16 protein-coding genes and 1 riboswitch are annotated in these 12,774 nt (G+C 29.8%); all 16 genes read left to right on the forward strand.

Annotated features, from left to right (window positions below; genetic code table 11):
• Positions 1-32: 32 nt before the first annotated feature.
• The 16 genes from groL to C1715_RS19525 all read left to right on the forward strand — a co-directional run bounded on the left by groL (position 33) and on the right by C1715_RS19525 (position 12,726).
• Entirely contained in the window at positions 33-1,661 is a 1,629-nt protein-coding gene (gene groL / locus C1715_RS14990) for a chaperonin GroEL (RefSeq protein WP_102401246.1), read from the forward strand.
• A 537-nt stretch (positions 1,662-2,198) separates the two neighbouring features.
• Positions 2,199-2,296, forward strand: a riboswitch (purine riboswitch).
• Positions 2,297-2,464: 168 nt separating this feature from the next.
• A complete protein-coding gene (gene guaB / locus C1715_RS14995) occupies positions 2,465-3,919 on the forward strand; it encodes an IMP dehydrogenase (RefSeq protein WP_102401247.1) in 1,455 nt (484 codons plus the stop codon).
• 13 nt (positions 3,920-3,932) lie between these two features.
• Positions 3,933-5,465 carry a glutamine-hydrolyzing GMP synthase gene (gene guaA, locus C1715_RS15000; protein ID WP_102401248.1) on the forward strand — a complete coding sequence of 511 codons (1,533 nt, stop codon included), beginning with the start codon at positions 3,933-3,935 and terminating at the stop codon, positions 5,463-5,465.
• A 246-nt stretch (positions 5,466-5,711) separates the two neighbouring features.
• A complete protein-coding gene (locus tag C1715_RS15005; protein WP_242971971.1) occupies positions 5,712-5,930 on the forward strand; it encodes a transposase in 219 nt (72 codons plus the stop codon).
• Between the two features lie 26 nt (positions 5,931-5,956).
• Positions 5,957-6,166, forward strand: coding sequence for a helix-turn-helix domain-containing protein (locus C1715_RS20335; RefSeq protein WP_423240840.1), 210 nt, complete (start codon positions 5,957-5,959; stop codon positions 6,164-6,166).
• A 129-nt stretch (positions 6,167-6,295) separates the two neighbouring features.
• On the forward strand, positions 6,296-6,451 hold the full coding sequence (locus C1715_RS19515; RefSeq protein WP_180964106.1) for a hypothetical protein: 156 nt from the start codon (positions 6,296-6,298) through the stop codon (positions 6,449-6,451).
• A 256-nt stretch (positions 6,452-6,707) separates the two neighbouring features.
• Entirely contained in the window at positions 6,708-7,250 is a 543-nt protein-coding gene (locus tag C1715_RS19860) for a hypothetical protein (RefSeq protein ID WP_242971972.1), read from the forward strand.
• 102 nt (positions 7,251-7,352) lie between these two features.
• Positions 7,353-8,579, forward strand: coding sequence for an IS701 family transposase (locus C1715_RS15020; protein ID WP_102399121.1), 1,227 nt, complete (start codon positions 7,353-7,355; stop codon positions 8,577-8,579).
• Positions 8,580-8,738: 159 nt separating this feature from the next.
• Positions 8,739-8,978, forward strand: a complete 240-nt coding sequence (locus tag C1715_RS15025; RefSeq protein WP_102401250.1) for a hypothetical protein — start codon at positions 8,739-8,741, stop codon at positions 8,976-8,978.
• 250 nt (positions 8,979-9,228) lie between these two features.
• Entirely contained in the window at positions 9,229-9,696 is a 468-nt protein-coding gene (locus C1715_RS15030; protein WP_146005402.1) for a hypothetical protein, read from the forward strand.
• A 75-nt stretch (positions 9,697-9,771) separates the two neighbouring features.
• A complete protein-coding gene (locus C1715_RS20095; protein ID WP_278320116.1) occupies positions 9,772-9,897 on the forward strand; it encodes a hypothetical protein in 126 nt (41 codons plus the stop codon).
• A 126-nt stretch (positions 9,898-10,023) separates the two neighbouring features.
• A complete protein-coding gene (locus tag C1715_RS15035) occupies positions 10,024-10,647 on the forward strand; it encodes a hypothetical protein (RefSeq protein ID WP_102401252.1) in 624 nt (207 codons plus the stop codon).
• Between the two features lie 157 nt (positions 10,648-10,804).
• Positions 10,805-11,164 carry a DUF4355 domain-containing protein gene (locus C1715_RS15040; RefSeq protein ID WP_242972012.1) on the forward strand — a complete coding sequence of 120 codons (360 nt, stop codon included), beginning with the start codon at positions 10,805-10,807 and terminating at the stop codon, positions 11,162-11,164.
• 237 nt (positions 11,165-11,401) lie between these two features.
• Positions 11,402-11,548, forward strand: a complete 147-nt coding sequence (locus tag C1715_RS19865) for a hypothetical protein (protein ID WP_242971973.1) — start codon at positions 11,402-11,404, stop codon at positions 11,546-11,548.
• Between the two features lie 199 nt (positions 11,549-11,747).
• A complete protein-coding gene (locus C1715_RS15050) occupies positions 11,748-12,230 on the forward strand; it encodes a type II toxin-antitoxin system PemK/MazF family toxin (RefSeq protein ID WP_102401254.1) in 483 nt (160 codons plus the stop codon).
• A gap of 325 nt (positions 12,231-12,555) precedes the next feature.
• On the forward strand, positions 12,556-12,726 hold the full coding sequence (locus C1715_RS19525; protein ID WP_180964107.1) for a hypothetical protein: 171 nt from the start codon (positions 12,556-12,558) through the stop codon (positions 12,724-12,726).
• Positions 12,727-12,774: the final 48 nt, after the last annotated feature.

Below are 12,774 nucleotides of genomic sequence, written 5' to 3' on the forward strand. Positions count from 1 at the left end.
AAAAATAAAACTACATACAGGAGGGATTTACAATGGCAAAGAGTATTACATTTGGCGAAGAAGCTAGAAGAGCTATGCAAGCTGGTGTTGATAAATTAGCTGACACTGTAAAAGTTACATTAGGACCTAAAGGAAGAAATGTTGTATTAGATAAAAAATTTGGTTCACCACTTATAACAAATGATGGTGTTACTATTGCAAGAGAAATAGAATTAGAAGATCCATATGAAAATATGGGAGCTCAACTTGTTAAAGAAGTTGCTACTAAAACTAATGATGTAGCAGGAGACGGAACTACAACAGCTACACTTCTTGCTCAAGCAATTATAAGAGAAGGATTAAAAAATGTAACAGCTGGAGCTAACCCAATTCTTATAAGAAATGGTATAAGAATAGCTGTAAATAAAGCTGTAGAAGGAATAAAGGGAATATCAAAACCTATAAATGGAAAAGAAGACATAGCTAGGGTTGCAGCTATATCAGCAGCAGATGAAGAAATAGGAAAGCTAATAGCAGATGCTATGGAAAAGGTAGGCAATGAAGGAGTTATAACTATAGAGGAATCTAAATCAATGCTTACTGAATTAGATGTAGTTGAAGGTATGCAATTTGATAGAGGATACTTAAGCCCATACATGGTAACAGATGCAGAAAAAATGGAAGCTGCATTAGATGATGTGTATATCTTGATTACAGATAAAAAGATATCAAATATACAAGAAATACTTCCAGTACTTGAGCAAATAGTTCAACAAGGTAAAAAACTATTAATAATAGCTGAAGATGTAGAAGGCGAAGCTTTAGCTACATTAGTTGTAAATAAATTAAGAGGAACATTTACTTGTGTTGCTGTAAAAGCACCAGGTTTTGGTGATAGAAGAAAAGAAATGCTTCAAGATATAGCTATATTGACTGGTGGTACAGTTATTTCAGAAGAATTAGGAAGAGATTTAAAAGATGTTACTTTAGATATGCTTGGAACAGCTGAAAGTGTTAAAATCACTAAAGAAAACACTACAGTAGTTAATGGAAAAGGAAATAAAGAAGCAATCCATGATAGAGTAGCACAAATAAGAAGACAAATTGAAGAAACTACTTCAGATTTCGATAGAGAAAAACTTCAAGAAAGACTTGCAAAATTAGCAGGTGGAGTTGCTGTAATTAAAGTTGGAGCAGCTACTGAAACAGAATTGAAAGAAAGAAAATTGAGAATAGAAGATGCTTTAGCAGCTACAAAAGCAGCTGTAGAAGAAGGTATAGTTCCAGGTGGTGGAACAGCATATGTTGATGTAATACCAGAAGTAGCTAAATTAGAAGATGGCGTACAAGATATTCAAATCGGTATCAACATCATAAGAAGAGCTCTTGAAGAACCAGTAAGACAAATAGCTACTAATGCTGGAGTTGAAGGTTCAGTAATAATAGAAAAAGTTAAAGAAAGTGCAGCAAATATAGGATTTGATGCTCTAAATGGTGATTATGTAGATATGATGAAAAAAGGTATAGTTGATCCAACTAAGGTTACTAGATCAGCACTTCAAAATGCGGCTTCAGTAGCATCTACATTCTTAACAACAGAAGCAGCAGTAGCAGATATACCAGAAAAGAACCCAGCACCAGCAATGCCAGCACCAGGAATGGGCATGGACGGAATGTACTAATAGCATAAATTACAAGTAATTTATGGCTATAGGGCCAGTATAGTGGGCTAGTGTGTCAGAGGACTAGAGGGCCAAAACAGTGGGCTAGGGGAGGAAGATTTTCCTTTGCTTTGTTCAGAAAATATTTTATAGAATTGCGGTAAAAAAGTCTTTTACTTGAATAGTTGATAATTGACTAATCAAAGAACAAGGTTGTAGAATATAGAAACTAGAGTTATTCCATTGAATGGAAGGCTCTAGTTTTTAATATTTATAAATAAATTTGTAAGTTTCACATAATATTTTTATATTCAATACAATTTAGAAATTAATGGATTTTTTATTGATGTTTGAAATATATAATTTAGTGTTAGCATATTATATATGAAACTTATTTTATTAAAAGTATTATAATTGATACTAATGTTTCATAAAACATTGCGAATTTGCAATTTTACATGCAAAAAAATAAAAACATGCAATTTTATTTTAATTAGTTGTTGACAAATAGAGTATTTTTAAATAGAATGTTAATAATAAGTTTTTCAGAATCGTTAAAAAAAATGATAAATATTCGCTCATATATCCCTTAAATATGGTAAGGAGTTTCTACCGGGGGCCTTAAATTCCCGACTATGAGTGATTATGGTAGGCGAAAGCATACTATTTTCACTCGTACCGTTGATGTGATTTAGTGTGCTTTCTTTATTAAAGGGATATAAAACTATACCATTTTGGCTATTATAAATGTGAGCATGTTATGAATTGCTAAACATTGTGAGTGACTATTAAAAATATAAAAATTATGGAAGGGTGTGCGTAAAGTGGCAATTATATTAAAGACAGGATATACTTTTGACGACGTTTTATTAATGCCAAATAAATCAGAGGTTTTACCAAAGGAAGTTATTTTAAAGACAAATTTAACAAAAACTATAAAGCTAAGCATTCCTCTTATGAGTGCAGGTATGGACACTGTTACAGAATCTAAAATGGCTATTGCTATGGCTAGAGAAGGCGGCATAGGAATAATACACAAGAATATGAGCATAGAAAGACAAGCATATGAAGTGGATAGAGTAAAAAGACAGGAAAATGGTGTAATATCTGATCCATTCTCTTTATCACCAGAGAATACTATAGATGATGCCCTATCTTTAATGAGTCAATATAGAATATCAGGAGTGCCTATTACAGTAAACGGAAAACTTCAAGGAATAATAACTAATAGGGACATACTATTCGAAAATGATTATTCTAAAAAAATATCACAAGTCATGACTAAAGAGAATCTTATAACAGCTCCAGAAGGAACTACAGTAGAAGAAGCCAAGGATATACTTAAAAAACATAAAATAGAAAAACTTCCATTAGTGGATAATGACAACAATTTAGTTGGACTTATTACTATTAAAGATATAGAAAAAGTTAAAAAATATCCAAATGCAGCAAAGGACTCAAAAGGAAGACTTTTATGTGGTGCTGCAGTAGGAGTTACTAAAGACATGATGGTTAGAGTGGATGCTTTAGTTAAAGCTAATGTAGATGTTATAACTTTAGATACAGCTCACGGACACTCTAAAGGAGTTTTAGATGCAGTAAAGACTATAAAGGCTAAGTATCCAGAACTACAAATAATAGCCGGTAATGTGGCTACAGCAGAAGCAGTTAAGGATTTAATAGAAGCTGGAGCAGATTGTATTAAAGTAGGTATAGGACCTGGATCCATATGTACTACAAGAGTAGTAGCTGGAGTAGGTGTTCCACAACTTACAGCAGTAATGGATTGTGTAGAGGAAGCTAATAAATACAATATACCTATAATTGCTGATGGCGGATTAAAATACTCTGGAGACGTGGTTAAAGCCCTTGCAGCAGGAGCTAAAATATGTATGATGGGATCTATGTTTGCAGGTTGTGAAGAGTCACCAGGAGAAACTGAAATATATAAAGGAAGAAGTTATAAGGTTTATAGAGGCATGGGTTCTATGGCAGCAATGCAGTGTGGAAGTAAAGATAGATATTTCCAAGAGGATAGCAAGAAATTAGTTCCAGAAGGTATAGAAGGAAGAGTCCCATATAAGGGATATGTATCTGAGACTATATTCCAAATGCTTGGAGGAATACGTTCAGGTATGGGATACTTAGGAGCTAAGACTTTAGATGATTTATATAAAAATGCAAGATTTGTAGTTCAAACCTCTGCAGGACTAAGAGAAAGTCATCCACATGATATTAATATGACAAAAGAAGCACCAAACTATAGTGTAAATAGATAATTGGAGGTAACCTATGAAGAGAGAATTAGTATTAGTTGTAGATTTTGGAGGGCAGTATAATCAATTAATAGCTAGAAGAGTAAGAGAAAATGGAGTTTATTGTGAAATAATTCCTTACGATTATTCTATAGAAAAGATAAAAGAAAAAAATCCTAAGGGAATAATATTTACAGGTGGACCAAACAGTGTATATGCAGAGGGTGCTCCTAGAGTGGATGAGGAAATATTCCAGTTGGGTGTTCCAATACTTGGAATATGCTATGGTGACCAGCTTATGGCTCACAGCTTAGGCGGTGACGTTACAAGTCCTGACAAAAGAGAATATGGAAAAACAGAATTAGATATAGATAAGGATAATTTATTATTTGAAGGTGTAAAGGAAAAAGATCAATGTTGGATGAGTCACACAGACTATATTTCTAAAGCGCCGGAAGGATTCAAAGTTATAGCTACTACAAAAGAGTGCCCTTGTGCAGCTATGGCTAATGAAGAGAAAAAACTATATGGAGTACAGTTCCATCCAGAAGTAGAACACACTTTATTCGGAAAACAAATGCTTCACAATTTCTTATTTAATATTTGTAGTTTAAAAGGCGATTGGTCCATGTCTTCTTTTGCAGAAGAACAAATAAGCAAAATAAAAGAAGTGGTTGGAAATAAAAAAGTTATATGTGCCCTTTCTGGTGGTGTAGATTCATCAGTGGCAGCAGTACTTGTGCATAAAGCTATAGGAAAGCAATTGACTTGTATATTTGTAGATCATGGTCTTCTTAGAAAAGATGAGGGAGATCAAGTAGAAACAATATTTAAAAAGCAGTTTGACATGAATTTAATTCGTGTAAATGCTCAAGAGAGATTTCTTGGAAAGTTAAAAGGAGTTTCTGATCCTGAAAAGAAAAGAAAAATAATAGGTGAAGAATTCATAAGAGTATTTGAAGAAGAAGCTAATAAGCTTGGAGATATAGATTTTCTAGTACAAGGAACTATTTATCCAGACGTAGTAGAAAGCGGAACAAAAACTTCTGCTACAATAAAAAGCCATCACAATGTAGGTGGACTTCCAGAAGATATGCAATTTAAATTAATCGAACCTTTAAGAGAGCTATTTAAAGATGAAGTAAGAGCCGTAGGAGAGGAGCTAGGTATTCCACATAAATTAGTCTGGAGACAGCCATTCCCAGGCCCAGGTCTTGCTATAAGAGTTTTAGGAGAGATTACAGAAGATAAACTAGAAATAGTTAGAGAAGCAGATGCAATTTTCAGAGAAGAAATAGCTAACGCTGGTTTAGATGAGGCTATATGGCAATACTTTGCATGCCTTCCAAACATCCAATCTGTTGGAGTTATGGGAGATGAAAGAACCTATTGCCACACTATAGCCCTAAGAGCAGTAACTTCCTCTGACGCTATGACTTCAGATTGGGCAAGAATTCCATATGAAGTTTTAGATCTAGTTTCTCGTAGGATAGTTAATGAAGTTAAGGGAGTAAACAGAATTGTTTACGATGTAACTTCAAAACCACCAGCAACTATTGAGTGGGAATAGCTGAAACTTAGTAATATCAAGGAATAGATGATATAAAAAGTGTTTATGATTTACTTTTAGAATAAGTAAATTGTAAGCACTTTTTTATGCCTTTTGTGCTAAAAAAGAAGGTGTTTTAGAAATGAAGCGTGGAGAAGTCGTAGGGACTTGACAATTCGGAAAAAAACTCTCTGTAACCCCATGACAGTATTCGACAGTATATAACGACCATGATAAAATAAGAATATCATATGGAGGTTAGAAAATATGAGTAGAAGAAAATACACTTTAGAAGAAAAAATAAGAATGATAGAAGAATTAAATAGTGGTTTAACTAATGCTCAAGTTTGTAAGAAATATGGAATATCATCATCTACACTTAGTGTATTTAAAAAACAGCTTGCTGTAATAAATGCTACTGAATCAAAAGATTATAAAGCTACCGCTAAGGTAAGAAGACCTGTACCAGGGTATTCATATGGTTAAATAATTGCATAGTAGATGATTCAGTTATTGAAACACTCTTATATGAAGCATGTGAAAAATATCCTTTCTATGGATATAAGAAAATCACGAAAATTCTTCGTAAGAAGCATGGATTAAGAATCAATGCTAAGAAAGTGTATAGATTGTATAAAAAACTAGGTCTACTTCTATCATATGTTAAACATACAAAGCAAGGCCATTTAGCCATAGCAAGAGAACTAACGGATATTAATTAGTTAGTATTCGTTAGAAAATGTTGATAATTAAAAGGGAACAATCCGATTATAAAAATAAATTAAAAGAAGTTACGAGGGGTGAATAATATGTGAACTGTAATTTCAGAGTTTAGAATTAAAAATTATGTTGTGTTAAAATTAAATCAAGATAAACCATTAAAAAAATATTCTAAGTATTTTATAGATGGATTAGAGTTTGAGATTGTACCAGTGTATGATGCTCCAAGATGCGTAGCAATAGAATCAGAAAAAAGTTTTTTAAATAAAGAAGTTAAGTTTATTTAAGAAAGCACTTATTAAATAAAATAATAGGTATTTTTATAATACCTAAAAGTGAAAAATTTTCTTGATGGTAAGATAAATGTTAATCAGATAAAAAAATATAGAAAAAACGTATAATACAAATGACTATAATGCTAAAAGACTTGTGGAAACGGAAGTGTCCAGATGTTCTAGCAATGCCTTTGATAGGTTTTGCATTTAAACTGGGGTTAAAAAAGTAAGATATAATGCTACATTATGTAACACTTGTGATAAATGTATGGTTAATCACGACAAAGTATTTGATTTGAAGGATAAAATAGAATTACCAAGGCATCCGTTATGCCATTGTTTTTATACTGTTGAAGATGAAGATACTATTAAAATAAACTCAGGTGCTAAAAGTGGAGCACTTACTGGCAAGAATGACCCGGATTTTAAGAGAAGGGATGAACACGCGGAACAATATTATGAAGCAGTACGTAGAAGAAATTCTAAAAAAGAAATTTCGGCTATAGCTAAAAATACTAGATTAAATCCTAAAACAATTGAAAAAGTATATAATCATGGTTTTATAAATAAATACGATTTAGATCATAGATATGATAATTTTATTCCAGATTATGATATGGCACAATCATGGCAAAGGCTAAGAGAAGGTAAAAATATTCAAGAGCATGATCTGATTATGTTAAATCATGAAAGGCTTGAATATGAATTAATGAATAGGTATAATAAGAAGTATCTAGAAGCTCATAGATTAACTGAGAATAAATATAATTATGCTAAGGCTTTAATTAAGTACTTAACTTCTGCAAAATAAAAAGTTAAATTGGTAGTATTACCAAAAAATAAATATGGCACACTGACCTTATCCGTGATATATAAAAGTTACTACTCAATTAAAACACGGGAGGTTGTCAGTATGCCAAGTAAATTTACTAATCATATTGTATCCATTAATGATGAACTTTACAATTACTTAAATGATGTAAATTATGGAATGAGTAAACCTCAATTTCATCATATATCCACTATTATTAATGGATTAATAAATTTAGATGGCACTAAATCTTTATTAAAGATTTCAGAATATATACTAGCTGCTAAAAGCAGCAGTTCCATATATAGATTTTTGAGTAACTCTAAATGGGACGATAGTCTCATAGATAGAAATCGTATTAATTATTTAAAACTACATTTTAATAAACTCATAAAGCCTAAATCCGTAGGATTCTTAGTTATAGATGATACTGTTAATCCAAAAACTCAAGCAAAGAAGATGCAAGGATTAAGCTATAATCATTGCCATACAGAAGGTAAAAATCTTTGGTCCCACTGTGTAGTTACTTCTAATTTTGTAGCAGAGGATATGTCTATTCCGCTAAACTATAAGTCTTATTTTAACGAAGAAAACTGCAAAAATCATAATAAAAAATTTATGAGTAAACCAGATATAGCTTTAGGTTTTATTAATTCTTTTGAAAAACCTTCTAACTGCGATAAAATATATTGTCTTACTGATAGTTGGTACACTAGCGAAAAGTTAATTAATGGTTGTATTTTAAAAGGTTTTAACTTTATTGGGGCTTTAAAATCTAATAGAAAAATCTCTCCATTAGGAATTTCAATGCAAATTAAGGAATTTGCTAAATATATAAATCCATCTACCTTAGATGTAGTTACCGTCGAAGGTAAGGATTATAGAGTATATAAATACGAAGGCAAAGTTTCAAAGATTGAAAATGCATTAGCCTTAATTTGCTATGAAGTTGATGGGGACAGCTTTAAAGAACCAGTATATCTAATGTCTACAGACATAGAACTTAGTAATAAAGCTATAATAAAATACTATCTATATAGATGGAACATTGAAACTAATTACAAATATCTTAAAACACACTTAGGTTTTGACGAATATAAAGTTCAATGTATACTCTCTATCGAGAGGTATTTTCTACTTACATTTTTAGCAATCAATTTTTTAGAGATTTATAGATTATATAATCCTAAAAAACTTGAAACCATTGGTGATACTATAAAGTCTATAAAAAGCCTATCGGCTAAAGAATTGGTGCGTTTTGTTTATGAGGAAGCTAAAAATGATATACCTTTAGACACAATACTTGCTGAATTAAAATTAGTTTCTTAAAAAATTTTGTAAGTTACTTATAGGGAAAGTATAGAATTAAATGCTGTAACTATATTCCTATTAAAGAACTTACATCTATATTTGGGTTTTTAGCTTTTAAAATTAAAGAAGTTAAGTTAAGTATTTAAAGAAGAATAATTTAGAATAGGAGGTATGAGAATGCTTACGTTGAAATTAATAGAATTAAATGATGAAATGGTTACTTATGAATATTATCCAGAAGGTAATGAAAAGTATCCTGGGAAGGTTGCTTTAAACTTTAGAACTAAAGAAAAAATTTTTTCGAAAGATTCTTTTGAGGATTTTGGTAAAAGATATGCGTCTCATGCTCTCGGACGAATTGAAGAATATAATTTAAATGGAGAATTTAAAAAAGAAGGAGTAGTAGCATGGTACTAAAAGCACTTACTAAATAAAAATAGTAGGTGCTTTTATTATGTCTAATATTAAGAAAGTGAGGTTTAAATTATGTGGTTAATAATAGCGGCGATCTTGATTCCACTATTAGTTATAGACACCATTTCTGATTATAAAAAGATCAAATCAAATAAAGAACTGATTGAAACATTAAATAAAACATTAGAAAAAATTGATTAAGTCTTTAAAATAGGAGGTATAAGAAGTTCTTAAAAATATGGGTGTTAATGGAATGAAACAAGAAGGAAAAAATAAGAGTATTGAAAAGGACTTACAATGTTTAATTCAGACCTTAAAACTGTATGATGAAGAAATCTTTGGAATAGGTTCAGATAAGGAAAAAAGAATTGTAAGAACTATTCAAATAATGTATAGAGAAGATGACAAAAGAGTTTATGTGAGAATTTTAAAATTTGGTAATAGATTTAATAAGATTTCTACAACATTAGGGGAAAATATAGAAATTACGTTTGGTTTAGAATTAGATAGTGTAAATTCATCAGTTGAGTATTTCGAGTATATGTTATTTAAACAAAAAGATAAGAGGATAAATTTAGAAGAGAGCATAATAAATATCAAAAGGGAATTATCATATGTCATAATGGAAACATATATACTTATAAAGCAGGGAAAAAGCCTTTCAAAGGAAAATTATTCTATTTATATGTTGATAAATATAAAAAATTCCCTTATAATTTAAGGGAAAAAGATGCATACATGAGAACTTTAAATGAATTTAAACAAAAATTTGGTATAAAATTCGAGGTGTTGTAATATGTGTAACAAATATGAAGAATATTATGATGGAATACCACAAGAAATTGAGGACATGACTCTAGAGGAAATTGATAAAGAAATTAAAAGGTTAGAAGGAAAGGAAAAAAGTAAAGAGAAACAATAAAAGCACTTACTAAATAAAAATAGTAGGTGCATTTATTATGTTATAAGTAATTATAGAGGTTTTTCTTGTGTTGTTATAGAAAGTAGAAATTTGTAATAAAATTTTTACTTTTAGGAGGAACTTAAAATGAAAATAGGAGTTATAGGTGGTGTGGTAGGAGCAGCGGTCGTTGCGCTATTAATTATTATATTTGGAAAGGAAGATTTAATATGTAGTTTTAGAAATAACGTTATTAATTTATTTAAACGATATGACATTGAAGAGGATATAAATAATTTAAAAGTAATGAATAGTGATAAGTTGCTTAATATTAAATACACATATATAACGGAAGCAAAGAGATCCAAAAATTCGGGGGATAGTTTCAAGAGTTTTAGTATATTAATAACAATTTTCATCAGCTTAGTAAGTATTACTATACCTATTGCCACGGAATTTACTAATGATTCGTTAAATAAGTTAGATAATGTTTTAAATCATGGAATGGAAATTATTAAACAAGAAGATGTTTTTAAAAATGAAGGAGCTAAAAAAGTGAAACAAATCAATAATAAAAGAAAAGAACTTAATGATTTTAAAAAAGAGATGTTTGATGAAATAATGAAAATTCTGACTTATGCGGCTATTGGATGCATGATATTAGCGGCATTTATATTATTTAGAACCAGAAGGTATTATGATAAAGCATCACATTATGAAATATTGGTACAATATATTGATGATGAATTAATAGAAAAAAATAAAATTTAAAAAGTCTTAGGAAACTAAGGCTTTTTATTTTATGAAAAATTAAGAGTGTCTTTAGTATGTATAGGTTAAAGGGACAAAATGGAGGTAATGAAATGTTAAAAAAGATTTATTAGAATTAATAAAAGATATTGAAGATGATAAGGATTTTAAATCTTTTATAGATAATTTAAAGGACCAACATCTAACTAAAGGATTAGAAACTTGGAAGTCTAATAATTTACAAAAATTAATTGATGAAAAAGTAAAAGAACTTTATCCAGAAGATGATCCTAAGGATACAGAGTTATCAAAACTTAAACTTGAAATGGAAAACATGAAAAAAGAAGCACTAAAAAAAGAGTTAACTAATAAAGTTCTTAAAATAGCAACAGAAAAAGGTCTACTAACAGATTTGGTAGATTATTTTATTGGACAAAATGAAGAAACTACAAATAAAAACTTAGAAACATTAGAAAAAGTAGTTACTAATAAGTTAGAAACTACAGTAAAAGAAAGGTTGAAAGACAATATTATATAATCCTAGGAATAATTTTATCAAAGTCAGTTGTAATCTTAGATATATCTGAGAAATTAAAGGATGATTTCACAAGTGCAACTGAGGCAAGTAAGATAAAGAGAATATAAAAAAAGATTCATTATAGAAGAAATGTTTCGGGATTTAAAATCAAATGGATTTGATATGGAAGGCACATGGACAGAAGATATTGTGTATTTTCAAAATCTATATTTATGCTTAAGTATAGCCTATACATGAATGATAATATTAGGGGCAGATTGCTCTAAGAATAAGAAAAGCAAAATCATAGGAGCTACAAAGAAATTAAAGAACAAAATGGTTAGAATATATAGCTTATTTAGTTGTGGCATAAAATGGTTCAATAGATGCTATGATTCTGATTAAAGATAGTGTTTTCTTAATTTACAATGTTAATATTAGTCTTATAATGATTATTATTGAGTCTAAACATGATTTATGTAAATTACTGTCCGTAGATCAGATTTATAGCTACTACATTATTTTATACGAAAAATAGTAGAAAAAGATAATAAAAAGTAGTAGAATAATGTATTAGAAATTAAAATAATTGGAGGGGTAATATGTGGGCAATTGGAGTAAAGAGCAGAATATTAGAGATGCTGCTTGTTGGTTATCGAGAAAGGTAGAGCTTATAGAGTTAAAATCATATAATAAGATTAATTCAATTAATCAAACTATTTGTAGAGGTGGAATTTTTAATGTGGAATTAGGAGTAGGTAATTTGGGTGGTGAAAAAAATAAAAAAAGACCATGTTTAGTTATTAGTAGAAACCAACTTAATATAGGGGATACAGTGGTTGTAATACCTTTATCAACTAAATTTAAAACAAAGACTCACGGGAAAGGGAAAATTGCACCTAAATATGATAATCATTTAATTTTATGGAAATCGAAGTATGGATTTTTAGATGATGACTCATGCATCAAATGCGAAGATATTAGAATGGTGGATAAGGTTAGGATACAAGAACATATTGGAAACATAGAGCCACAAGATATGAACTTATTAAAAAAAAGGTTATTATTTACATTTGATTTTAAGTAAATTTACAAGTGCTTTTTTAAAACGCTTGTCCATAGATGAAATTTATGATAAGATTATAGTATAAATTAAATATGTTTGCTGTCTAGTCACAGCGGTAGAGACTAATCTTAGGTTAGATTAGGTTTTGTTTAAGGAAGCCATAGGCTTCCTTTGTTATATAAAAAGTTGTATTAAAATTAGAACAATGTACATAATATATACTATATGTTTGTTGTCTAGTCACAGCAGTAGAGACTAATCTTGAATTAGATTAGGATTGTAGCCATCCATAAAAGGATGGCTTGTTTATTAAACAATGAATATAATATAAAAATCTAAAAAGTGGGTGTTTATAGTAAAAGTAAAATATATAGGTGAAAATGATTCAGCTACTTTTATAAATGTAAATATATTGAACCTAGTATCTATAGAAGAAGTATGGTGTAGAATAGTTGATGAAACTGGAGAAGAGTATTTGTATCTATCGGATAAATTTAAAACACTAATATATGAATAGTAATAGAAAAATTATTAAAGTTAGTTAATGGTTTTATAAATATGATTA

It is taken from the genome of Haloimpatiens massiliensis (assembly GCF_900184255.1).
In the GTDB taxonomy this organism is placed as follows: Bacteria; Bacillota; Clostridia; order Clostridiales; family Clostridiaceae; genus Haloimpatiens; species Haloimpatiens massiliensis.

Coding starts and splice junctions, on each gene's coding strand:
- C1715_RS15025 (WP_102401250.1), top strand. CDS start 8,739: ATGCTTACGTTGAAATTAATAGAATTAAATGATGAAATGGTTACTTAT.
- C1715_RS15035 (WP_102401252.1), top strand. CDS start 10,024: ATGAAAATAGGAGTTATAGGTGGTGTGGTAGGAGCAGCGGTCGTTGCG.
- C1715_RS15030 (WP_146005402.1), top strand. CDS start 9,229: ATGAAACAAGAAGGAAAAAATAAGAGTATTGAAAAGGACTTACAATGT.
- C1715_RS19865 (WP_242971973.1), top strand. CDS start 11,402: ATGATAATATTAGGGGCAGATTGCTCTAAGAATAAGAAAAGCAAAATC.
- C1715_RS15005 (WP_242971971.1), top strand. CDS start 5,712: ATGAGTAGAAGAAAATACACTTTAGAAGAAAAAATAAGAATGATAGAA.
- groL (WP_102401246.1), top strand. CDS start 33: ATGGCAAAGAGTATTACATTTGGCGAAGAAGCTAGAAGAGCTATGCAA.
- guaA (WP_102401248.1), top strand. CDS start 3,933: ATGAAGAGAGAATTAGTATTAGTTGTAGATTTTGGAGGGCAGTATAAT.
- C1715_RS19860 (WP_242971972.1), top strand. CDS start 6,708: ATGGTTAATCACGACAAAGTATTTGATTTGAAGGATAAAATAGAATTA.
- C1715_RS20095 (WP_278320116.1), top strand. CDS start 9,772: ATGTGTAACAAATATGAAGAATATTATGATGGAATACCACAAGAAATT.
- C1715_RS15020 (WP_102399121.1), top strand. CDS start 7,353: ATGCCAAGTAAATTTACTAATCATATTGTATCCATTAATGATGAACTT.